Origin of the sequence: Jatrophihabitans sp., from assembly GCF_036389215.1 — a bacterium.
Lineage (GTDB): Bacteria > Actinomycetota > Actinomycetes > Mycobacteriales > Jatrophihabitantaceae > Jatrophihabitans_A.
In genome coordinates, this window is the sequence record NZ_DASVQG010000346.1 from 1 (window position 1) to 22,432 (window position 22,432).

General features: G+C 69.1%; 24 protein-coding genes and 1 tRNA gene. 11 read left to right on the forward strand and 14 right to left on the reverse strand.

What is annotated here, in order from left to right:
• Positions 1-739 (forward strand): aldo/keto reductase (locus VF542_RS19755; protein WP_408653409.1); only part of this gene is annotated, 739 nt, incomplete at its 5' end.
• A 108-nt stretch (positions 740-847) separates the two neighbouring features.
• Positions 848-932: transfer RNA gene (locus VF542_RS19760), tRNA-Ser, on the forward strand.
• 485 nt (positions 933-1,417) lie between these two features.
• Here the strand turns inward: VF542_RS19760 and VF542_RS19765 are convergent.
• A complete protein-coding gene (locus VF542_RS19765; protein WP_408653410.1) occupies positions 1,418-1,912 on the reverse strand; it encodes a DinB family protein in 495 nt (164 codons plus the stop codon).
• Positions 1,913-2,886: 974 nt separating this feature from the next.
• Between VF542_RS19765 and VF542_RS19770 the strand changes: the two genes are divergently transcribed.
• Positions 2,887-3,996: a hypothetical protein gene (locus VF542_RS19770; RefSeq protein WP_408653411.1), complete on the forward strand. Its 1,110-nt coding sequence runs from the start codon at positions 2,887-2,889 to the stop codon at positions 3,994-3,996.
• On the opposite strand, the gene VF542_RS19775 is transcribed toward VF542_RS19770, so the two are convergent.
• Entirely contained in the window at positions 3,993-4,262 is a 270-nt protein-coding gene (locus tag VF542_RS19775; RefSeq protein ID WP_408653412.1) for a DUF3072 domain-containing protein, read from the reverse strand. The two genes, VF542_RS19770 and VF542_RS19775, sit on opposite strands and share 4 nt — an antisense overlap.
• Positions 4,263-4,424: 162 nt before the next feature.
• Between VF542_RS19775 and VF542_RS19780 the strand changes: the two genes are divergently transcribed.
• From VF542_RS19780 to VF542_RS19790, 3 genes are all read left to right on the forward strand, one after another.
• Complete coding sequence (locus VF542_RS19780; RefSeq protein WP_408653413.1) at positions 4,425-5,048, forward strand: TasA family protein; 624 nt, start codon at positions 4,425-4,427, stop codon at positions 5,046-5,048.
• 110 nt (positions 5,049-5,158) lie between these two features.
• Positions 5,159-5,548 (forward strand): response regulator transcription factor, encoded by a 390-nt coding sequence (locus VF542_RS19785; RefSeq protein WP_408653414.1) that lies wholly within the window; start codon positions 5,159-5,161, stop codon positions 5,546-5,548.
• On the forward strand, positions 5,545-6,150 hold the full coding sequence (locus tag VF542_RS19790) for a signal peptidase I (protein ID WP_408653415.1): 606 nt from the start codon (positions 5,545-5,547) through the stop codon (positions 6,148-6,150). The genes VF542_RS19785 and VF542_RS19790 overlap by 4 nt, the downstream gene beginning before the upstream one ends.
• Before the next feature lie 10 nt (positions 6,151-6,160).
• Here VF542_RS19790 and VF542_RS19795 read toward each other — a convergent pair whose 3' ends face one another.
• From VF542_RS19795 to VF542_RS19805, 3 genes are all read right to left on the reverse strand, one after another.
• Positions 6,161-7,405, reverse strand: coding sequence for a sensor histidine kinase (locus VF542_RS19795; RefSeq protein ID WP_408653416.1), 1,245 nt, complete (start codon positions 7,403-7,405; stop codon positions 6,161-6,163).
• On the reverse strand, positions 7,402-8,118 hold the full coding sequence (locus tag VF542_RS19800) for a response regulator (protein WP_408653417.1): 717 nt from the start codon (positions 8,116-8,118) through the stop codon (positions 7,402-7,404). Before VF542_RS19800 ends, VF542_RS19795 begins: the two co-directional genes overlap by 4 nt.
• Positions 8,119-8,212: 94 nt before the next feature.
• Positions 8,213-8,563, reverse strand: coding sequence for a hypothetical protein (locus VF542_RS19805; protein WP_408653418.1), 351 nt, complete (start codon positions 8,561-8,563; stop codon positions 8,213-8,215).
• A 183-nt stretch (positions 8,564-8,746) separates the two neighbouring features.
• Between VF542_RS19805 and VF542_RS19810 the strand changes: the two genes are divergently transcribed.
• The gene (locus VF542_RS19810) at positions 8,747-9,151 is read left to right on the forward strand and encodes a pilus assembly protein CpaE (protein WP_408653419.1); all 405 of its coding nucleotides are present in this window, start codon (positions 8,747-8,749) and stop codon (positions 9,149-9,151) included.
• 21 nt (positions 9,152-9,172) lie between these two features.
• Here the strand turns inward: VF542_RS19810 and paaI are convergent, their stop codons facing one another.
• Positions 9,173-9,649, reverse strand: a complete 477-nt coding sequence (paaI, locus tag VF542_RS19815) for a hydroxyphenylacetyl-CoA thioesterase PaaI (protein WP_408653420.1) — start codon at positions 9,647-9,649, stop codon at positions 9,173-9,175.
• 105 nt (positions 9,650-9,754) lie between these two features.
• On the opposite strand from paaI, the gene VF542_RS19820 reads away from it, so the two are divergent.
• Complete coding sequence (locus tag VF542_RS19820) at positions 9,755-10,012, forward strand: DUF2630 family protein (RefSeq protein WP_408653421.1); 258 nt, start codon at positions 9,755-9,757, stop codon at positions 10,010-10,012.
• Positions 10,013-10,084: 72 nt separating this feature from the next.
• Positions 10,085-10,255 (forward strand): hypothetical protein, encoded by a 171-nt coding sequence (locus VF542_RS19825; protein WP_408653422.1) that lies wholly within the window; start codon positions 10,085-10,087, stop codon positions 10,253-10,255.
• Between the two features lie 80 nt (positions 10,256-10,335).
• On the opposite strand, the gene VF542_RS19830 is transcribed toward VF542_RS19825, so the two are convergent.
• Both VF542_RS19830 and VF542_RS19835 read right to left on the reverse strand, forming a co-directional pair.
• Positions 10,336-10,866: a DinB family protein gene (locus tag VF542_RS19830; RefSeq protein ID WP_408653423.1), complete on the reverse strand. Its 531-nt coding sequence runs from the start codon at positions 10,864-10,866 to the stop codon at positions 10,336-10,338.
• 62 nt (positions 10,867-10,928) lie between these two features.
• Positions 10,929-11,663 (reverse strand): ABC transporter permease, encoded by a 735-nt coding sequence (locus VF542_RS19835; protein ID WP_408653424.1) that lies wholly within the window; start codon positions 11,661-11,663, stop codon positions 10,929-10,931.
• Between the two features lie 180 nt (positions 11,664-11,843).
• Between VF542_RS19835 and VF542_RS19840 the strand changes: the two genes are divergently transcribed.
• Complete coding sequence (locus VF542_RS19840; RefSeq protein WP_408653425.1) at positions 11,844-13,010, forward strand: acyl-CoA dehydrogenase family protein; 1,167 nt, start codon at positions 11,844-11,846, stop codon at positions 13,008-13,010.
• A gap of 160 nt (positions 13,011-13,170) precedes the next feature.
• Entirely contained in the window at positions 13,171-14,613 is a 1,443-nt protein-coding gene (locus tag VF542_RS19845) for an HNH endonuclease signature motif containing protein (protein ID WP_408653426.1), read from the forward strand.
• On the opposite strand, the gene pknB is transcribed toward VF542_RS19845, so the two are convergent.
• From pknB to VF542_RS19875, 6 genes are read right to left on the reverse strand one after another with little or no spacing between them, the layout of a single operon-like run.
• Positions 14,610-16,484 (reverse strand): Stk1 family PASTA domain-containing Ser/Thr kinase, encoded by a 1,875-nt coding sequence (gene pknB / locus VF542_RS19850; protein WP_408653427.1) that lies wholly within the window; start codon positions 16,482-16,484, stop codon positions 14,610-14,612. The two genes, VF542_RS19845 and pknB, sit on opposite strands and share 4 nt — an antisense overlap.
• A gap of 37 nt (positions 16,485-16,521) precedes the next feature.
• On the reverse strand, positions 16,522-18,012 hold the full coding sequence (locus VF542_RS19855; RefSeq protein WP_408653428.1) for a peptidoglycan D,D-transpeptidase FtsI family protein: 1,491 nt from the start codon (positions 18,010-18,012) through the stop codon (positions 16,522-16,524).
• A complete protein-coding gene (locus VF542_RS19860) occupies positions 18,009-19,412 on the reverse strand; it encodes an FtsW/RodA/SpoVE family cell cycle protein (RefSeq protein ID WP_408653429.1) in 1,404 nt (467 codons plus the stop codon). The genes VF542_RS19855 and VF542_RS19860 overlap by 4 nt, the downstream gene beginning before the upstream one ends.
• Before the next feature lie 49 nt (positions 19,413-19,461).
• Positions 19,462-20,862, reverse strand: coding sequence for a PP2C family protein-serine/threonine phosphatase (locus VF542_RS19865; RefSeq protein WP_408653430.1), 1,401 nt, complete (start codon positions 20,860-20,862; stop codon positions 19,462-19,464).
• A gap of 4 nt (positions 20,863-20,866) precedes the next feature.
• Positions 20,867-21,346 (reverse strand): FHA domain-containing protein FhaB/FipA, encoded by a 480-nt coding sequence (locus VF542_RS19870; protein WP_422653742.1) that lies wholly within the window; start codon positions 21,344-21,346, stop codon positions 20,867-20,869.
• Entirely contained in the window at positions 21,343-22,314 is a 972-nt protein-coding gene (locus VF542_RS19875; protein ID WP_408653431.1) for an FhaA domain-containing protein, read from the reverse strand. Before VF542_RS19875 ends, VF542_RS19870 begins: the two co-directional genes overlap by 4 nt.
• Between the last annotated feature and the right edge of the window lie 118 nt (positions 22,315-22,432).

Below are 22,432 nucleotides of genomic sequence, written 5' to 3' on the forward strand. Positions count from 1 at the left end.
GCACCTGAGGCTGGCGCTGGAGGCGTCGCTGCGGCGGTTGCAGACCGACTGGATCGACCTGTACCAGGTGCACGCCCACGATCCGCTGACACCGATCGAGGAGACGCTGCGGTTCCTGGACGACGCGGTGCGGGCAGGCAAGATCAACTACATCGGGCTGTCGAACTTCACCGGCTGGCAGTTGCAGCACGCCGTGGACACCGCCGAACACCTGGGCCTCAGCGCACCGGTCACCCTGCAGCCGCAGTACAACCTGCTGGTACGCGAGATCGAGTGGGAGATCGTGCCGGCCAGCGAGGCGAACGGGCTCGGCCTGCTGCCCTGGTCGCCGTTGGGCGGCGGATGGCTGACCGGCAAGTACAGCAAGGAGGAGCGGCCCTCGGGCGCCACCCGGCTCGGTGAGAACCCGGACCGCGGGGTGGAGGGCTATGACCGCCGGTCCAGCCGGCAGCGCACCTGGGATGTCATCGACGTCGTCCGGGCGGTGGCCGACGAACTGGGGGTGACGATGGCCCAGGTCGCGCTGGCCTGGCTGTCGGACCGTCCGGCGGTGACCTCGGTGATCCTGGGCGCCCGGACGATCACCCAGCTCGAGGACAACCTGCAGGCCGCGGACCTGCACCTGAGCGCCGAGCAGACCGAGCGGCTGGACAAGGCCAGTGATCCGGAGCCCGCCGACTACCCGTACGGCGAGCCCGGTGTCCAGCAGCGGGCCCGGAAGATAGCCGGCGGCCGCTGACTGACAGTCCCCTGGTCGGACCTGCCCGATCTCGGACCGCCGGACCTCGCCCGGCCCGGCTCTGTCAGAATTGGGCCAGAGCGCCGGTCCCGGGGGCCGTCGCGTTCTGGAGGGTTCGCATAGTGGCCGAGTGCAAGCGCCTTGAAAGCGCTCGACAGGAGACTGTCCGTGGGTTCAAATCCCACACCCTCCGCAGCGATCCCGCGTACCTGCCGCTACGGCTGTGGGTTCGCGCCGCCCAGTAGCCGATTGAACAAGTCGATCGTCTCTGCCGTCAGCGGCTCGCCAGCAGCGATGCGCCGCGACAGATTCAGCCGTATCTCAAGATCTGGCGAGCCGGCACCGTCAGCCGAGTGCTGATCGAGTACCGCCCGGTGTGACGTCGGCCGGCACCGTCGAGCCAGCTCAGTCGAGTGCGGGGACCTCGCGCGGACCGTTAGGTACGCCCTCGTCCAAGACTCGGGTCAAGTGCTCGTGCAAGTCCTGGGGCTGAACGTCACGATGCCGGTGGCGACGTCGGACGGGGAGAACCAGCGAATGCCGTCGACGTTCTCGGCGAGGAGATCCACAGGCCCAGAACCCGTCGGGAAGGTCGAGCCCCTCCCACCGGAAGTGGACGAGCAGAACATGGTCATCCTCGTCCAGGAGGAGGTCCGGCCGGGGGACGCGGGCAGCGACTCAGCGGCCGGTCACGCCGTCGATCTGCTCCCGCAGGATGTCGGCATGGCCGGCATGCCGCGCGGTCTCGCTGGTGGCGTGTGCGAGCAGCCAGCGCAGGCTGAGCCGCTTGCCGTCCACCGGCCGGGCCATCAGCGCCGCCGGATCGCCTACAGACCGGATAGCGGCATCGCTTGCCTGGATCGCCTCGTGGTAGCCGGCCAGCACCTGCTCGGTGCTGCGCCCGGCCGGGACCGCCATCCCCAAGTCCGCTTCCGGGTCCGGCTCGGAGCCGAGCAGGTCATAGCCGAACCAGAGCCGCTCCGCCTCGCTCAGGTGCTGGACCAGCCCCAGGATGGTGGTGCCCGAAGCCACCAGTACCCGGCGCAACTGCTCGTCGCTCAGGCCATCGGCCTTCTTGAGCACGCAGCTGCGGGCGAAGCTGAGAAAGGCGGTGGCGGTGTCCAGCTCACCCCCGTCATTGCGGGGCACCGGTTGCCGCTGAGTCTCGGTCATGCCCTGAAGATAACCCCGGCCTGACCGCACTCGACTCGATCGGGCGTTCACCACGGCTACGTTCGGCTGCATAAACGATGCGAACGACCGTGGTTACCGGAGCGGATCAATCGGCGAGGAGACCGGCGCGGCAGCTTCTGCTACTACTGAATGGTGTATAGGCCATTGCTGCCTACACGTCTCTCGTCTGCACAAACAGGGGACTGGCTGCGGTCTATGTGCACGATGAACGTGCCGGACACGCGATTACACGTCGCCCCCACAGCTGGTTTCCGTCTACAGGAGAGCACCGCTCTCCACACGGTTGAGACGTGGGTTTGTTCTGGATGCTGAGCAGCCCGCGGAGTGGTCACGCGGCTTGGTAACCATGGGTCGTTCAGATCGAGGGCCGGGACTCCCGGGTGCGAAAGCCCCGTCCCCCAGTCGCCTTGGTTCAACCCGCGTGTTCAGGGCATCTACCAAAGCAAAGACTAGACGCGCATCAGACCCATTCGTAGTTCTGCATCATTGTCACCTCCCTGGGCGAAACATTCACAAGCGAAACCGACGGGTCTGTCCATAGCCAGATGCCAGCGCCGAGGTTAGCCGCCAATGCGACTCTTCGCGCGCTGACCTCGTGCCACAAACCGTCTATATAAGCTCCACGGACTGCGGAGTTTTATAGGCGGTTTGGATATGCACGTTAGGCGCTACGCCTGAGTGGTCGGTTTCTACTGCCGGAAGGCAGCGATACCCGCACCATCGGCCGGAGTATTTGCGGTTGGAGGGTTTATGCCGTTCACTTTCCTCACCGCAGCGTGCCTTGTGAGAACTAGCGAGCTGGTGGACACGAACCAAACTTCCGACGTGACAGCGAGAAGTTCGTTATGTACTGTCTGTCACCACGGCGCGTCAGGGATTGACCCATCTTCATGGTCCTCACCCCGGTGTTCGCACGTTAGCGGGGGTCGGGTTCGCAGTGGGAGAGGGTGATCGTGACAGCAATATCCGGATGGGCGCTGTGGCGGGCGTCGTTGTTCGCGATGATCGTGATCCTGGCTGTCGACCTGGCGGCGGCAGGCACGGCGCTAGCCTCGATCGGGGCCTTCCACCAGTCGGACCTCTGGACCGCAGCCCTCCTGGCGTCCCTCAGCATCGTGTACTCGCGCTTCACCGTCAGCTGGGAGCGGGCCCGGCGTGCGTTGCGGCAGGAGAAGTTGCCGGCGCTCTGCCCGAACCTGCTCGCCACCTGGGCATTCGCAGCCGCAGCCGTGCTGCCTCTGACACTGGCGGCAATTGTGATCGCGGCCGCCGCGATAGCCGAATGGCCGGCCCGCAACATCGCGGGGCAGGCGACGCCGTACCGATACGTCTACAGCACTGCCGGCGCGATCCTGGCCGCCACCGCTGCCAACAGCTGCATGGCGCTGGCCTTGCCCGATCCGCTTCCGCTCGCCCTGGCAGCCGCCGGTTACATGCTGGTGGGCATGGCCGCCGTCGCGCTGGCGATGGTGTCAGCCGGCCAGTACAAGGCGCTGAGCCTGCTGTTGAAAGCTGAGAGCCACAAGCTGGAAGTGCTGACCATCGGACTCGCCGCGGCGCAGGTACAGCTGATCAACCTCCACGTCCCGTTGGCCTGGCTCTCACTGCCGGCGGCGATCCTGATCCAGCGCTGGGCCGTGCAGTCGGACCTTCACCTCACCGATGACACCACCATTCGCCCGATGACCGAAGCCGCGTGGCTGACGGTGGCCCGCGAGGTGGTGGCCGCCTGCCCGGTGACGGCCATCATGCGGATCGACACCGCCGACCCGGCAGCGGTAAGCCTGGTGGCCCGGATGCAGGTGGGGTGCGACGCGATCGGCGCGATGGGCAAGTCAGGCCTGGCGATCCTGCTGGCGGACTGCCCCGGCACCAACGCCGAAGCCCTGGCGACGCGGATGCGCGCCGCACTGCACCAGCAGGCCATCCCGGCACTGGTGGCGGTCGCGGCCAAGCCCCGGGACGGCCAGTCCTCGGCCGATCTGCTCGCCGTCTGCGAGGCCGAGCTGATCACCCGGGCAGCGGCGCAGGGCCCGTCGAAGTCGCTGCGGCCCGAGGCTTAGCCGCCCTTGCCCCGTCCGGTCTGGGCCTGCAGCCGGTCGATGTGCTCGGAGGCCTGCGCCTTGGTCAGGTCAGCGGGCAACTGCTCACCGGCCTCGCGGGCCAGCGTGTCGAGATAGCTGCGCTGGGCGCCGGTCATCGGCTCGTCTCCGGTGACCCAGTCACTCGGGTCCTTCTCGGTCGTGCCGGCCGCTCCGGGACTGCTGGCGCCGATCGTGTCCCCACTCTGGTCATCGGAGTCGCTGGTGGTTCGGGGCTGCTCGCTCATGCTTTCCACCCTAGCGAAGGTGCGACCTTGAGGCTGGCTTGAGCCTTCTGCTATCAAACGCTGAGTTCCAACGTAACCTAACGCAGAACAAACATCGGCACAGTACTCCTAACAGTTTCATGCCCCGGTCAACCCCCGACCGGACCAACCAGGGAGTCCCCGATGTCAGTACAACTCAGCACGGTTCGCAGCAAGGTACTCGTCTCAGCCGCGCTGCTCGGCACCGCTGCGGCAGCGGCGGGCCTGGGCACCTTCGGCTCGTTCACCTCCGCTACCTCGGCTTCGGCCAGCGTCAGCTCTGGCACCGTCTCGATCGCGCTCGGCGCCGCCAACACCGCGGCCAACCGGTTCAGCGTTGCCGCGACCGGCCTGGTGCCCGGTGACACGGTGCAGCGGGGCGTGACCTTGACCAACGCCGCCGGCAACCAGGCGCTCTCCAGCATCGTGCTGACCACGAGCGCCACCACCAGCTCCAAGCTCGACACCGACGCGACCCTCGGGCTGCAACTCAAGATCGACTCCTGCTCCACCGCGTGGACCGAGACCGGCACCGCGCCGGCCTACGTCTACAGCTGCTCGGGCACCACCAAGTCGGTGCTGACCACCCGCGCGCTGATCGGCAGCAACGTGGCACTGAGCAACCTGAGCGCGCTGGCGGCCAACAACACCGACAACCTGGTCGTGACCATGAGTTTCCCCGCGGCGGCGGACAACACCTTCCAGAACCAGTCGTCGGTGGTCAGCTTCACCTTCACCGGCACCCAGCGCGCGGCCACCAACCAGTAGCCGCCCCCGAGCGGGCTGGTCCCGGTGTCGTCCGCCCGGGATCAGCCCTTCTCCACAGCCGCACCCCGTGCAGTCCGCAACCGCACAGCAGTATCTGGAAGGAAGTCCGCATGACCCGCATCGAGCGTCCGGCGCGCGTGCTGCTCGTCGAGGATGACGACGACATCCGGGCGCTGTTCACGGCGGCGCTGCACCGGGGCGGGTACCACCCCAGGGTTGCCAGCTCCGGGCAGCAGGCGCTGGACCAGGCCGGCGAACTGGTGCCGGACCTGGTCATCTCCGACGTCTCGATGCCGGGGCTGTCGGGCCTGGATGTCTGCCGGGCCCTGAAGGCAGAGCCGCGGACGGCCAGCACCGCAGTGCTGCTGGTCAGCGCGCTGGCCTCCCCGCAGGACCGCGAAGCCGGTCTGCAGGCCGGCGCCGACGACTATCTCACCAAGCCGATCCGGCCGTCCCTGCTGCTGGAACGGGTCCGGTCACTGCTCGGGGCGCTGGCATGACACTGCTCCGGCGGGCCGCTCGGTTGCTGAGCACGCTGCTGCTGGGGCTCGCCGTCCTCGTCCTGCTGGCGGTCACCATCGGCCCACGGCTGCTGCACTACCGCACCGCGACGATGCTCACCGCCAGCATGTCGCCGGCCATCGAGTCCGGTGACGTCATCATCGACACCCCGCTGGCACTCGGCGACGTGCGGGTCGGCCAGGTGCTGACCTACCACATTCCCGTCGATGACCACCGGGTCGTCAGCCACCGGGTGATCGAGGTCCAACGGCCCGGCCCGGGCATCGTCAACATCCGGACCCAGGGGGATGCCAACAGCGCCCCCGACCCGTGGATCGCGACCCTCAACGGCAAGATGGTCTGGCAGGTGCGGACCGTCGTGCCCAAGGCCGGCACCGCGATCCGGGCGCTACGAGTTCCGCTGGTGCACACCCTGCTCACCAGCGCGGTACCGGTCCTCCTGCTGTGTTGGTTGCTGCTGAGCATCTGGCGCCCGACCCGGGCCAAGCCTGCCGCGACAGTCCAGCAGGCCAACACCTCCGAGCCGGTCGGGCTGGCGGAACCGGCCCAGCTGCTGACACCGCCCGCACCTGCCGTGTGAGCTTGCGCCGCTAGTGATCGCCGGAATCGGCGTCCACCGTTCGGGGCAGCCGCACGCACACGGTGGTACCGCCACCAGCGGTGCCGATGATCGACAGCGTGCCACCGTGCGCGGCCACGATCCGCTCGCAGGCAGCCAGGCCCAGCCCCGTCCCGGCGGTCTCTGACTCCAGCCGTACCAACGGCCGCAGCACCGCCGGCCGCTGGTCGGCAGGAATTCCGGGACCGTTGTCGGCCACCCTGAGCTCACTGCCCCAGCTGGTCGCGGCGACCGTCACCGCCACCTCGCACGGGCTGCCCGGCTTGCGGTAGCGCAGCGAGTTGTCGAGCAGGTTGTACAGCAGCACCCGAAGCTGCACCGGATCGGCGATCACCGTGGCCTGATCGCAGCGCACCTCGGCACCGGCAGCCAGCGGTCCCAGATCGGCGAGGATCCTCTCGACGAGCTCGGGTACCCGCACCGGCGCGTGCTGGGGAGCGCCGCCCACGCTGGCATAGCTGAGCAGCTGGTCGATGGCTGACATCATCCGCTGGCTCGCCGAGAGCGACCGGTTGACGTACTCCAGGGCCGTCGGGTCCTGGCGCACCGCCGGATGATCCTGCAGCAACTCCCCGAAGCCCAGCGACGCGGTGAGCGGCGTCTTGAGGTTGTGGCTGAGCTGGGCGGCGAACGCCGCCAGCTGCCGGTGCGAGCGCGCCAGCTCCGCCACCGTCTGGCGCAGCTGATTCGAGCGGCGGCCCAGCTCCAGCACGTCCACGACGCCGGCGGCCAGCGCGGTCAGCGCGGCCCGCTGGTCCTCATCCAGGGTCCTGGGCTCACGGTCGAACACGCAGAGGGTGCCTACCAGGTGCCCACCGGGTGCCCGCAGCGGGCTGGCCGCGTAGAACCGGATCAGCCCGAGTTCGCCGGTCACCCACCGGTTCGAGGCGAACCGCTGGTCCTGCCGGGCATCGGACACGACCAGCTGCTCGCCGAGGCGCAGGGTGACCTCGCACATCGAATCGGCACGATCGGAGACCGTCGGCTCGCAGCCGACGGCCGCAAGCTGGAACTGGTGCCGATCATCGATCAGGTTCAGCACCGCACCGCGCACACCGCAGACCAGGGCAGCGAGCCGGGTGAAGCCGGCCAGCGTCGCCTCGTCCGCACCTCCGGGTGGTTGCACCGGCCGGCCGGCCAGGATGCCGTATTCGCGCAGCGCCGAGATCCGGTCCCGCTCACGGTCGGCCGCCGTGACCGGGCTCGGCGGGGTCATCCGACGCCGAGCCGGTACCCGACGCCGCGAACCGTCCGGATGTAGCGCCCGCTGCGCGGATCGTCACCGAGCTTGCGACGCAGGTTGGCCATGTGCACCTCGACCAGGTGACCGTCGCTGACCCAGTCGGTACCCCACACCGTCCGCAGCAGCGTCTCGCGCGGCCAGACCCGCCGGGGCCCTGACAGCAGGGTGGCGAGCAGGTCGAACTCGGTCCGGGTCAGGTCCAGCTCCACCCCGTTGAGCATCGCCATCCGACCCTCGATGTCGACCTCGAGCCCGCCGTGCCGTACCGACTCGGCCGGCGCTCCGGGCGCGGACAGCGAACCGGCACCCGAGCGCGGGCGGCGCAGCATCGCCGCTATCCGGGCCCGCAGCTCCCGCGGGCTGAACGGCTTGGTCAGATAGTCGTCGGCGCCGATCTCCAGCCCCATCAGCCGGTCGATCTCGTCCGGACGGGCCGTCAGCATCACCACGTAGGCATCGGTGATCTCCCGGATCCGGCGGCACACCTCGATGCCGTCGAGATCGGGCAGGTTCAGATCCAGGGTGACCACATCCGGCTCGACCTCGCGGACGGCGGCGATGCCGTCGATGCCGCTGGCCGCCTCGGTCACCTCGAAGCCGGACTGGCGCAACAGCTCGGCGATCAGGGCGCGGATGTCAGCGTCGTCATCGACGATGACTGCGGACCAGGCTCTCTCGACCACCACAGTGATTACCGTAGGTGACCGGCCGGGTCCAGGCATAGCGAATCGCGGGAACAGCCGCTGATACGCGGTCAGCCCGCGGTGGCTATGTCGCCGATCAGCAGCTGATCGCCACGGCCTGGCTCGTGCTGCTCGACCAGTTCAGGTAGTAAGTAACCATTGTCAACGTGTAGTTGGTGTTCTTGGTGATCGCAAACGCCTTGCTGGTGGCCGACTTGGGAGTGACCGTCTGCAGCAGCGTCGCGCCGTTGTACACGTGATAGCCGGTTGCCCTGGCATCGACCGTCGCCGTCCAGGTCAGCGTGATGTTGCAGGCGCTGCGGGAGACCGACAGGCCCGTCGGCGGGTGAAGCAGTGCGCTGGAAGCTGACTGGGCCGAGGCAGCCTGCTGGTTGAAGCTGGCCTCGGCCACCGTCGGCGCGGACCATAGGGTCACGGCGAGCAGCACTGCGGCAGTGATAGATGCCCGCATCGCGCCCTCGTCCCTTCCCGCCGGTACTGATCACGCTGGCGAACCGGAACAGCGTTCCGGCCATGTCTACCCTTCCTAGCTCACGTAAATTTCATATGCCCCAAACGCTCAAGATTGGCTCAAGACTCCTGCCTATGGTGGCCTCGCCATACTGGAGGGGTGATCTCGATAGAAACCGCGCGCTTGCTCAGAGACGCCGGCTTGCGCTGGACGCCTGCGTCCGGCGATCGCTTCGTGGTGGTCGATCGTGGAATGGACGACGAAGTGTTCGTGCTCAGCGACATGACCGTCGAGGTGCACCAGCTCGAGCACGGCCAGGTGATCGGGTTCAACGGCACCACCGAATGGGCACTGGACTCGGTGGAGGATCGCGATGCGGTCTGGCTGCCGCGGGAGGACCAGCTACGCGAGCTGCTGGCCGGAACGTTCCGCGGCCTGGACCGGATCGACGGCGACTGGCGGGTGCGGCTGGAGGTCAATTCGGTGCCGGTGCAGGTGCGCCATTCCGATGCCGAGCAGGCCTACGCGCTCGGGCTGCTCCAGCTGATCTCGCACTCGGCCTGAGCGGCTACGGCCGGCCCGCGCCTAGCGTGGCGCCGGTTCGCCGACCAGCGAACCCTGGATCTCCCGGCACCGGCCGCGCATCTCGGCGACCACCTCGCCGTCGGCACGCCGCACCGTCACGTCGTACAAGCCGCCGCGACCGCGCCGGTAGCGCTCCACGGCCACCGCCCGGAGCTCGTCCCCGGCCCGGACCTGGGCGAGGAAGTCGATGTCGCAGCCGGTTGCCACCGTGGTTCGGTTGTAGCTGTTGCAGGCCACCGCGAACGCGGTGTCAGCGAGGGTGAACACCATGCCGCCGTGGCCGATCAGGTGGCCGTTCAGCATTGCCGGCGTCACCGTCATCGCCATCTCGGCCCGGCCGGGGGCTGCCCAGAGCGCCCGGATGCCGAGCGAGGCCGAGGCCGCGTCGGCGCCGAGCATGGTCCGCATGCACAGCTCGGCCAGCTCACGGGCGGCGTCCTCGGCGGGCAGGCTGTCAGCAGGCAGGCTGTCGGTCATGGTTTGCACGCTAGCGGTGTCCTGGCCGGCTGACCGGACAGTGGCGGTGGTCGTAGGGTTGACCGGAGGCGAGCTTGGGGTCCGACCTCTGGAAGGGAGCCAGCGATGGCGCACGACAGTGAGCAACCAATCCTGCGGCAGATTCACGAGCTGGTCGCCGAGGAGCACCAGCTGCGTTCGACCCACACCGGCATCGGGCTGAACTCGGCCGAGCGCGGCAGGCTCGATGCCATCGAGCGGGAGCTGGACCGTTGCTGGGACCTGCTGCGGCACCGGCGAGCGGCCGAGGAGTACGGCAGTGAGACCGGCCGGGACGCCGAAGACGGCGATGCCGCCGGAACCGACGACAACCCGGACATCTAGCACCACCAGACATCTAGCACCACCAGCCGGTTATCGCCGTACGCTGGCGCCAGGCACCTCAGGGAGGTTTACATGCGACTGCGCTTCTGGCGAACCTCCGAGCCGGCCGACCGGCAGACCGCACTTCGCGCGCTCCGGTCGCTGAAGCGGAACCGGCTGCTGCGCCCTGCAGCCGACCCGACTCCCGGGTCGGCCAATGACCTGTACTACGCCATCCAGGCGGGCCTCGGCGGCGGCGCCTAGGTCACGACACCTAGGCCCAGACGAGGCCCGGACGTCGCCCGGCTGTCGGGCCAGCACCGGTGGGGTCAGGTCAGCACGGGTTAGGTCAGCACCAGCCAGGTCCGGCCGTCGATCAACTCCCGGACGGCGTCCAGGTGCCCGGCATGGCAGGCCGTCTCGGTGATCACGGCCAGGATGTTGTTGCGCAGGTTCCGGGGTGGCAGGCCGGGAAAGATCTCAGCGGGCCACCAGGCAGGAGCCGCGTCGAGCGGCGTGGTGCTGATGACGGCGTCCGCCAACGCCGTCTCCCGGCGGTAGAGCTCGAACACCGCCTGGGCAGGGACATCAGGGCCGACGCGCCAGGCGGCGTCACCGTCCCCCAGCTCGACCTGCTCGCCGGCCGCGACGGCGCGGAACCAGAACCGCTCGACGTCCAGGGCGAGATGGTTGACCAGGCCGAGGCAGGTCCACCCCGACGGCAGCACCGGACGGCGCAGGTCGTCCTCGGAAAGGCCTTCCAGGATTCCCAGCACGTGCTCGCGCTGGTAGCCGAGCCAGTCGCGCAGCGTGCCGAGTTCGGTGTTCGATGCCTGGGTGTTCGATGCCTCGGTGTTCGATGCCGGTTCCGCCACGGGTCAGCTCCACAGTCAGCTCGGACGCCGATCCTAACCAGGCCGCCGGCACATCGCGTGCGTCAGCCGGCCGGCAGCTGCCGTGGCGCTCCGAGCAGGTAGGTCAGCAGCACCACGGTGATCACTTCGGCGCACAGCAACCCGACCAGGACGACGATCTGGAACCTGGCGGCCTCGACCGCGCTGGCACCGCCGAGCAGCGCCCCGATGAACGCCCCGGGCAGCGTCACCAGCCCTACCGTCCGGGTCTGGTCCAGGGCCGGCACCAATGCCTCCGACGCCGCCCACCGGGCCACCTCGCGGACGGCCTGCCGCGGGGTGGCCCCGATGGAGAGCCAGGCCTCCACCTCGTCCCGGCGCCGGCGCAGGCCCTCGCCGAGGTGCCGACCGGCCAGGGTGGCCGCGGTCATGGTGCCACCCAGCACGATGCCGGACACCGCCACGAAGTTGCGCACGTTCCGGTCCAGGGTGGGCAGGGCGACGATGATCGCGATCACCACCGACGCGCCGGCCCCGCAGGAGAGCATCACCGCGGCCAGCGCCGCCTCGGTGGGCCGCAGCCGCCGAGCCGCGGTCCAGGTGGCCACCGTGAACATCACCGCCACGACCGCGATGGAGGTCACCGGTGCGGCGAACACCCCGCGCAGGGCCACAGCGACGAACGCCAGTTGCAGCACCGCCCGCAGCGACGCCACCAGCAGGTCACGGTGCCGGTTCAGCCGACCGGCGTAGGAGACGCCGATCGCGATCATCAGCAACGCAGCCAGGCCGACGGCCAGGTGGACCCATTCGGTCACGCCAGGACCGTACCGCCTTCACGGCCTTGAGGCTCTGGATCGTGCGTGCTGCATCGTCAGGCCCGCATCGTCAGGCCGCATCGTCCGGGCTGCTGCCCTTGCCCTGCGATCCGGCGCCCCTGAGCGGTTCGGTCGGCTACCGTCGGGGCACCAGCCCACACCTTCGGAGGGAACGCCGCCGTGGACTTCACCGAAACCGCCGAACAGCTGGCGCTGCGCTCGGCGGTCGCCGATCTGGGCCGGGAGTTCGGCATCGACTACTGGCTGGCCAAGGCCCGCAAGCACGAGGTGACCACCGAGCTGTGGGAGAAGGCTGCCAAGCTCGGCTTCATCGGGGTCAACACCCCTGAGCAGTACGGCGGTGGCGGAGCCGGCATCACCGAACTGGCGATCGTCTGCGAGGAGCTCGCGGCGGCCGGGGCGCCGCTGTTGCTGCTGGTCGTGTCACCGGCCATCTGCGCCACCATCATCGCCCAGAGCGGCACCGAGGAGCAGAAGCAGCGCTGGCTGCCGGGCATGGCGAACGGCTCGATCAAGATGGCGTTCGCGATCACCGAGCCCGACGCGGGGCTGAACTCGCACAAGATCTCCACGAGTGCGGTGCCGCGGCCGGACGGCGGTTACACCGTCAACGGCCGCAAGTACTACATCTCCGCCGTCGACCAGGCCGATTACATCCTGGTGGTCGGGCAATCCCCGGCCTCGCGCGACGGTGGCCAGATCCGTCCGGCGCTGTTCGTCGTGCCGACCGACGCACCGGGCTTGGAGTACCGGCCGATCGAGATGGAGCTGGTGTCGCCGGAGCGGCAGTTCTTCTGCTACTTCGACGACGTGCAGGTGCCCATCGAGAACGTGATCGGCGGCTCGCTCGACGCCGCGCTGCCGGCGCTGTTCGCGGGCCTGAACCCGGAGCGGATCACCGTCGCCGCGTTCTCGATCGGCACCGCCCGGTTCGCGCTGGGCAGGGCGACCCGCTACGCCAACGAGCGCACGGTCTGGAAGCAGCCGATCGGGGCGCACCAGGCGATCGCGCATCCGCTGGCCAAGGCGCACATCGAGACCGAACTCGCCAAGCTCATGGTGTACAAGGCGGCCGGTGCGCATGACGCCGGCGATGCGATGGCGGCCGGGGAAGCGTCGAACATGGCCAAGTACGCCGCCGGTGAGGCAGCGTGGAACGCCCTGGATGCGGCGATCCAGACGCACGGCGGAAACGGCTTGACCAGCGAGTACGGCCTCGGTGCGCTGCTCGGCGTGGTGCGGGCGATGCGGATTGCCCCGGTGAGCAAAGAGATGCTGCTCAACTTCGTGGCCCAGTTCTCACTCGGTCTGCCAAAGTCCTACTGAGGGGTGGCTTCTCGGCGGCCGTGCCTCTGAGTTCTGCTGACACTGATAGCAGATTAGTTTTATCCACATGGCACGACGGTCCCATCTGGATACGACTCTGCTTATCCACAAAGGTGAAACAGCGCCGCTTGTGGTCAGTAGGCCACGCTAGTCTTGCACCATGACCGCAGCCGACTTCGACCTTCGCGAGTGGGACTTCCTGCCACCGCTGGACGATGCCGCGCTGCCGGACATCCCTCCTCCTGACTTGGTGCTGGTCGAGTGGGTAGAGCCGCCCGTGCTCCCAGTGCCCACGCTGGTCTTCGCCGATCAAGCTGACGCGGCGACTGATCCTGCCCCGGCATTGCGCCATGGCACCGCGTGGCGGCGACCTGGCCTCGCCGAGATGGCTCGGTTGGCCGCCGTGACGTTCTCCGAGCTGGACGCCTCCGAGCGCATCAGTGCCTTGGCCGATCACCAGCGGCAGGCAGCTTGGTGGTCGGCACGCCAGCTCTCGCTGTTGAGCCTCATCTCCGTGCAGGATTCTTCAGACAAGCACTGGTGTGTCGAAGAGGTCGGTTGTGCGCTGGGGCTATCCGGTCCGGCCGCGCAGAACCTGCTCAAGAACGCCGAGCGGTTGTGCCGTCAGTTGCCGGTTACCTTCACAGCATTGGCCGAGGGCCGGATCGGTACTGCCCAGGCGACCGCCGTCACCGAGGCGTCCTACGAATTGCCGGACGAAGTCCTGCCCGACTACGAAGCCCGCGTGATGAGGTACGCGCACCGGCAATCCACCGTGCAGCTGAAGCGGGCCGCCAAGCGAGCCGCGCTGCAACTGGATCCGGCCTCTGCCGAGCACAAGCATCAGCGCTCGGTCGGTGACCGGCACATCCGGCTGGCACCGGCTGATTGCGGAACGTCCTGGCTGATGGCCCTGCTTCCAGCCGCCCAGGCCCAACTGCTCTACGACCGGATAGACGCTGTCGCCCGGCTGGCGCCGGCCGATGATGCCCGGACGATGGATCAGCTTCGGGCCGACGAGCTGGTGAACGCGGTCCTGCACGGCGCCCGGGGTGAACTGCCGAGACTGCAAGGACATCAGCCCGCCATCAACGTCACGGTCGCGTTGTCGACCCTGGTCGGCCAGGACGAGGAACCGGGCTGGCTCGACGGCTATGGCCCGATCACCGCCGGCTACGCCCGGCAGCTCGCCCACGATCCCAGCGGTACCTGGCGGCGGCTGGTCACCGACCCGGTAAGTGGCCAGTTGCTCGACTACGGCACCACCCGCTACCGGCCACCGAGGCATCTCAGCGATCACGTCATCGGCCGCGACGGCGAGTGCACCTTTCCGTTCTGCACTCATCGGGCACGCCGGTCCGACCTCGATCACATCGTGGCCTACCCACGGGGTAGCACGAGCGCCGGCAACCTGCACCCGTTGCACCGCAGGCACCATAACGCCAAAACTGAAGCCGGCTGGCGGGTCTGGCGAGATGGCAACACCGGCAGCACCCGATGGATCAGTCCGGCAGGCAGGCACTATCGCACCACACCACCCCAGCGTTGGCCGCTGCCCGAGCCGGCAAGCTCAGGTACCGGACCGGAGCCGCCGCCGTTCTAGCCGGGCGTGCAGGACGGGTTCGACGACGGCGCCGACGAGCTGCTGGCTGCTGTGCTGCTCTTGCTGGGGGAGACCGACGGCGTGCCAGAACCTGAACCGGACGGGCTCGAGGACGGGGTGTCCGAGGGTGAGGGCGACGGTGACGGTGACGGGCACACCGGCTTCACCGCAACCGTAAGGGTGATCGTGGTCGAGGGGTCGTAGAAGATGCCCGGCGTCGGGTCGACCGCCATCACCTGGCCGACCTGATAGCCCGGCTGCACCGGGGCCGTGCTCGACCGGGCGATGGTGGTGAACCCGAGCTGGTTCAACTTCGTCCGCGCCTGCTGCTCGGTCAGCTTGGTGACGTCAGGCAGTTTCACCTTGCCGTTGGCAACCTGCAGCTTGACGGTGGTACCCGGCTGCACCGAGGCGTTGGCCGGCGGATCCTGGCCGACCACCTGGCCGGCCGGCTTCGCACTGTCGATGTCGGACCGGCTCGCCGCCAGGCCTTCGGAGGCCAGCGCCTTCTGCGCCTCGCTGTAGGACAGCCCGACGACATGCTGCACCAGCACGTTGGCCGGCCCCGTGTAGACGGTGAAACTGACCGTGGTGCCGTCGGCCACCTCCTTGCCGGCCGCCGGGTTCTGGGTGCAGACCTGGCCCTTGGTCGGGTTCTTCAACGGCAGCGCGTCCGAGCCGGCACTGCACGGGCCGTTGCTGCCCTCCGGCTTGCCGGTCGCGGGAATCAGGTGGTTGGAGCGCAGCTGGTCGATCGCCGCCGCCGGTGACAACCCGACCAGCGCCGGAACCGGATACAGCGCCGGGGTGTCGGCGTTGTTGTCCCGCTTCAGCACGTAGAGCGCGGCACTACCGATGACCAGCAACAGCGCCAGCACGACCGCGGTCCAGATCAGCGCACCGCGGTGATTGGCCGTGTCGTCATCGTCGTCGTAGTTCGGAGTCAGCACCCCGGGCCGAGCGACGGGCCTGGCCTGGGCGATGAACTGGGTCCGCTGTGCGTCGGTCATCACCGCCTCGGCCTCGACCGCCTGGCCACTGAGGGCCCGCTGCAGGTCGGTGCGCATCTCGGCGGCGGTCTGGTACCGGTTCAGCGGGTTCTTGGCCAGCGCCTTCATCACGATCGAGTCCAGCGCCGGCGGCACCGCGTGGTTCACCGACGACGGCACCTGCGGGTTCTCCCGGACGTGCTGGTAGGCGATCGCGACCGGCGAGTCACCGGTGAACGGCGGATGTCCGGTGAGCAGCTCGTAGAGCAGGCACCCGGTGGAGTAGACGTCCGAGCGGGCGTCGACCGACTCACCCCGGGCCTGCTCCGGGGACAGGTACTGAGCCGTGCCGATCACCGCGGCGGTGGCGGTCACCGTCGCCGCATTGTCGGCAAGCGCCCGGGCGATGCCGAAGTCCATCACCTTGATCGCGCCGGCATTCGTGATCATCACGTTGCCCGGCTTGATGTCGCGGTGCACGATGCCCGAGCGGTGTGAGAAGTCCAGTGCCGAGCACACCTCGGCGGTGATCTCCATGGCCTGCTGGGGAGGCAGGTGCCCCTGGGTCTTGAGCACCTCGCGCAGCGTGTGCCCCTCGACGTACTCCATCACGATGTACGGGGTGTGACCCTCCGGACCGTCGTCCTCGCCGGTGTCATACACCGCCACGATCGAGGGGTGGTTCAGGCCCGCGGCGGCCTGCGCCTCGCGCCGGAACCGGTTCTGGAACGCCGGGTCGCGTGCCAGGTCGGCACGCAGCACCTTCACCGCGATGTCCCGGCCGAGCCGGACGTCCTTGCCCTTGTGCACCTCGGCCATGCCGCCGTAACCGAGCAGCTCCCCGATTTCGTAGCGGCCACCGATCAGCCGTGCTGCCGTCATCGGACGTCCTCACTGTGTCGCTGCCGTGCGAAGTTGCTCATCTGACCCCGATCGCGGCCAGATAAGCCTTCATCACAGCCTGTGCCACGGGTGCCGCGGCGAGACCTCCGGTGGTCTCGCTGCCGTGCACCCCACCGTTCTCCACGATCACGGCAACCGCGATCTTGGGATTGTCCGCCGGCGCGAAACCGGAGAACCACGCATGCGGCGGGTTCAGGTACGCGCCGTCGGAGTTCTGCGGGCCGTTGTCGGCGGTGCCGGTCTTGCCGGCGACCTGGATGCCCGGTATCTGGGCGGCCTTGCCGGTGCCCTTGTTCACGACGTCGACCATCATCGCGGTCAGCTGGTCGGCCTGGGTCGAGTTCATCACCTGGTTGAGCACCTGCGGGTCCGGGTGGCTCAGCACCGCGAGGTTGGGCGCCTGCTCCTCCGAGACCAGGAAGGGCGTCATCAGCCTGCCGTCGTTGGCGACCGCCGCCGAGATCATCGCGGCCTGCAGCGGTGTCACCCGGACGTCGCGCTGGCCGATGCTCGACTGGGCCAGCGACGCCTGGTCGACGATCGGCCCGACCGAGGACCCGGCCACCGGCACCGGCACGTCGAAACCGTTGTCGTCGATGCCGAACAGGGCCGCCTGCTGCTTGAGGGTGTCGGCGCCCAGGTCCATGCCGAGCTGGGCGAAGGCGGTGTTGCAGGAGATGGTCAGCGCATGGTTGAGGGTGTCGGTCCTGCCGTCCGCGCACTGCTCGCCGGCGAAGTTGCGCAACTGGGTCCGGGTCTGGGGCAGGGTGAGGGAGTTGACCGCCGGGATGCGGGTCTGCGGCGTCCGGCCGTTCTTCAGCGCGGCACTGGCCACCACCACCTTGAACACCGACCCCGGCGGGTAGGTCACGTTGAACGCCCGGTTGAGCAGCGGGTTGTCCGGGTCGGCGTTGTACCTCTTGTACGCGGCCTGGATCTTCTCCGCCGAGTGCGAGCTGAGGGTGTTCGGGTCATAGGAAGGCATGCTGACCGCGGCCAGGATCGCTCCGGTTGCCGGATCCAGCGCCACCACCGCGCCGCGCCGGTTGCCCATCGCCTGGTAGGCCGCCGCCTGGGCCTGCTTGTTGATGGTCAGCAGCACGTTGCCGCCGCGGGTGTCCCGGCCGGTCAGCAGGTTGGTCAGCCGCTGTACGAACAACCGGTCATCGGCGCCGGAGAGCACCCCGTCCTCAGCCGATTCCACCGAGACGTTGCCGTAGTACAGCGAGTTAAAGCCGGTGACCGGGGCGTACACCGGACCTCCTGCGTACTTGCGCAGGTACATCAGCGCGTCCTTGGTGGCGACCGACTCCGCCACCGGCGTCCCCGAGCCCTGCAGGACGATCGAGCCGCGCTGGCGCTTGTACTCGTTCAGCACGGTGCGCCGGTTGGCGGTGTTGTCCTGGTAGTGGTCGGCCTTGATCACCTGCACCCAGTTCAGGTTCAGCACCACGGCCAGCAGCAGCACCCCGACGAAGATGCCGACCCGCCTGATCGGCCGGTTCATGAGCTGTCCCCGGCAGTGATCGGCACCGGCCCGCTCTCGGTGGTGACCGCCGACGGCGGCGTGGTCGGTGGCCGGCGGGCCGCGTCCGAGACCCGCAGCAGCAGCGCCAGCAGCCCGAAGTTCGCCACCAGTGACGACCCGCCGTAGGACAGGAACGGGGTTGTCAGGCCGGTCTCGGGCAGCAGCCGCGAGATGCCCCCGGCCACCACGAACAGCTGCAGGCCGAGCGAGAACGACAGGCCGGTGACCAGCAGCTTGCCGAAGGAGTCCCGGACCGCCAGGGCGGTGGCGAAGCCGCGGGAGAGGAAGACCAGGTAGAGCGCCAGGATGGCGACCAGGCCGAACAGACCGGTCTCCTCGCCGAAGGAGGCCAGGATGAAGTCCGACTTGGCGACCGGCACCAGCTCGGGACGGCCGCCGCCCAGGCCCGCTCCGAACAGGCCACCGGTGCCCAGGCCGAACAGCGACTGGCTCATCTGGTAGCCCTGGTCCTGCAGGTAGTCGAAGACGTGCAACCAGACGTCGACCCGCTGCTTGACGGTTCCGAAGAGCTCGTAGGACAGGACGCAGCCGCCGGCGAACAGCAGGACACCGATGATCACCCAGCTGACCCGCTCGGTGGCGATGTAGAGCAGCACCACGAACAGCCCGAAGAACATCAGCGAGGTGCCCAGGTCGTGGTTGCGCACCAGCACCCCGATGCTGATCAGCCAGGCCACCAGCACCGGCCCGAGGTCGCGGCCGCGCGGCAGGTCGATGCCCACCAGCCGCCGGCCGGCCAGTGAGAGCACGTCACGCTTGTCGACCAGGTAGGACGCGGCGAAGATCGTCAGCGCGATCTTGGCGATCTCGCCGGGCTGGATCGAGAAGCCCGCGATCCGGATCCAGATCCGGGCACCGTTGACCTCGCTGTACTGGGCGGGCAGTACTGCCGGCAGCATCAGCAGGAAGAGCCCCACCAGGGCAAGGGTGTAGGCATAGCGGGCGAGCATCCGGTGATCCCGGATCACCAGCAGGACGGCCAGGAAGACCACCAGGCCGAGGAACGCCCAGACCACCTGGCTCGCGGCGGCGACGCCGCTGTAGGTGGTGCCGTTCTCGGCGGCCTGCTGGGCCAGGCCCAGGTCCAGCCGGTGGATCATCACCAGTCCGAGGCCGACCAGCAGGACGGCGCACGGCAGCAGCAGCGGGTCGGCGTACCGGGCGGTCCTGCGGATCGCCAGGTGGCAGGCCAGCCCGATCGCCAGCACCACCAGCGGGTAGGTCGCCACGTGGCTGGAGATCTCGCTGTTACGGGTGATCTCGACGAACGCCTCGGCACACGCCACGATCAGCGCCGCGGCGATCACGAACACCAGTTCGGTGCCGCGCCGGGTCGCGATCCGGTTGGGCCGGCTCATCGCTGGGCCTCGCTCTTCGGGCAAGCGCTCATCGCTGGATTGACTCCGCTCATCGGCAATCCACCCCCGGCACGGGGGTGTTCGACGGTGATGGGGTGGTCGCTGGCAGGGTGCCGCTCGACGTCGGGGTGGTCGGCGTCGGGGTGGTCACGGTCCGGCTCGGTGCCGGCGACTTGCCGGGCGCTCGGGTCGCGGTCCGGCTCGCGGTCGCGGTCCGGCTCGCGGTCGTGGTCCGGCTCACGGACGCGGTCGGGGTGGCCGGTGCCGAGGTGGCGACCGGGCACGGCGGCTTCAATTCGGCCGCCAGCCGCTTGAGGATCGCGTCGGCGTCGGCCCGGCTGCTGGCGGTGATGCCGTTGATCACCTGCCCGCTGGCGGACTGGGTCAGGTCCTCGACCCTCAGGTCGCTGTTCTGGATCACCGAGTACAGGCTGACCGGCCCGAAATGCGTGTTCACCCCCCGGAAGACGGCGACCTCGTTGCCGTCCCTGCCGACGAAGTACTGCTTCTGGGTCCAGAGGTACCCGCTCACCGCGGCCACCACGAGCAGCAGCGCGGCCAGGCCGCTGACCAGCCAGCGCCGCTTGCCCCGACGTGGTTGCGGGGCCGGTGGCGCGGCCCGGTCCGGGCCCGACATCCGGGCCGCCCGCGCTGCCGGGGAGGAGGAGCCGGAATCCATCGTGTCCACCCGGTCGGTCACCGCGCCGCCCACGATCGGCAGGTCGTCGCCCTCGGAGAGGTCCACCACGTCGGCGACGATGCAGGTGACGTTGTCCGGGCCGCCGCCGCGCAGGGCCAGCTCGATCAGCCGGTCGGCGCAGACCTGCGGCGTGCCGGAGGCCAGCGTCTCCAGCAGGGTGGTCGCCGTGACGACGTCGCTCAGGCCGTCACTGCAGAGCAGGTAGCGGTCGCCCTTGCGGGCCTCCCGGATGGAGATGTCCGGGTCGACCTCGGCGCCGTTGAGCGCCCGCAGGATCACCGACTTGCGCGGGTGGTGGGAGGCCTCGTCAGCCGTCAGCTTGCCCGAGTCCACCAGGGACTGGACGTAGGTGTCGTCGTGGGTGATCTGGCTGAGCTGGCCGCCGCGCATCAGGTAGGCACGGGAGTCCCCGACGTGCACCAGCGCGATCCGGCTGCCGGCGAACCGGATCGCGGTGAGGGTGGTGCCCATGCCCTCCAGCGAGGGGTTCTCGTCCACCGCGTGCGCCAGGGCCGCGGTCGCGTCGGCCACCGTGTCGCGCAGCGTGCCGATCAGGTCGGCGATCGGCCGGTCCTCGTCCAGGCTCTCCACCGTGCCGATGACGATCTTGGAGGCCACCTCGCCGGCCGCGTGGCCGCCCATCCCGTCGGCGATCGCCAGCAGCCGGGGGCCGGCATAGACCGAGTCCTCGTTGTTGCCGCGGACCAGGCCCCGGTCCGAGCGCACCGCGTACTTGAGGGTGAGCGCCATGCGCTTAGCGGAGTTCCATGGCGGTCTTGCCGATCCTGATCACCACGCCGGCCTCCAGCGGCACCGGGCCGGTGACCTTGGCGTGGCCGACGTAGGTGCCATTGGTCGAGCCCAGGTCCTCCAGGTACCAGACACCGTTGTTCTCGCTGATCCGGGCGTGCCGGGTGGAGGCGTAGTCGTCGGTCAGGACCAGGGTGGAGTCGTTGGCGCGGCCGATCAGGATGGGCTTGCCGGTCAGCGCCACCCGGGTACCGGCCAGGCTGCCCTCGGTGACGATCACCTGCGACAGCGCGCCGCGGCCCGGGCGGCTGTCGGAAGCCGCGGCGCGGGCCTTCTTGGACTTGGGCTTGGACGGCACCGGCACCCGGGGAGCGCCGGCGGTGCGCAGTTCCATCCGGATGACGCGGATCATCCCGTACAGGAAGAGCCAGAGCAGCGCCAGGAAGGCGAAGCGCATCAGCTGGATCGCCAGTGGTGAGGTCAAGAGTCGTCCTCGTGGAACACCAGCCGGGTGTGCCCGACCCGGATCACGTCGCCGTGCTGCAGCGGCTGGGTGCTGACGGCGTGGCCGTTGACCGAGGTGCCGTTGGTGGAGCCGAGGTCATAGACGGTGGCGTGGCCGTCGGCGACGTGAACGTCGGCGTGCCGGCGCGAGACGCCCTGATCCATCAGCTGCAGGTCCGAGCCGGTGCCGCGGCCGATGATGTTGCTGCCCTGCCTGAGCTGCATGATCCGCGGGGTGCCGTCCACCGAGAGCCGCGGCTGGTAGGCCGGGCGGCGGGGCGGCGCGATGTAGGTCGGCTGGGCCTGCTGGGAGAACTGGGTCGGCTCCGGGTCCTCCCGCCGGGACTGGCCGGGGGCTTGCCCGGCCGGGGCGTTCGGCGCTGCGGCTTGCGCGGCGGCGGCGTTCGGGGCTGGTGCGTTCGGGGCTGGTGCGTTCGGGGCTGGAACAGCCGCGACCTCGGCCTGCTGGGCGCCCTGCGGGTGGGATTGCGAGCCGTAGGGCTGCTGGTACTCGTCCGGACGGCCGGCGACGAACGGCATGGACATCGAGTCCACCGGCCGGCGGCGCGGCGGAGCCTGCGGTTCCATCCGGGAGGCGACCCCGAACACGCCGGTGTGCAGCGACTCGTCGCGGGCCAGGTAGACCTCGATGTCGCCGATGGTGGCCAGCCGGTTGTCGTCGAGGTACTCCTGGACCAGCTCGGCCAGCGACCGGGTCAGCTGGACCTCCCAGGGCGCCAGCCGCTCGTAGTCCGAGGCGCCCAGGGTGATCCGGTAGCGGTTGGGCACCAGCACCTGGCCGTTGCCCATCACGGCCTTCTTGTCCATCGCCTCGCGCTGCAGGGCGTTACCGATTTCGACCGGTTCGACCTGACCCTTGAAGACCCGTGCGAAGGCCGCGCCGACCATGCTCTCGAGCCGTCGTTCGAAACGCTGAGCGAGGCTCATCGTCGCGGTCCTCCTCTCCGGGCTGCTCGCTGGCATCGTGGTTTCCGGGGCCGCGGAGGCCCCCGTATGCCGTTGATGGTATCCGCGAGCGGGGTTCCGGGCCCCGCAGGGACGACGA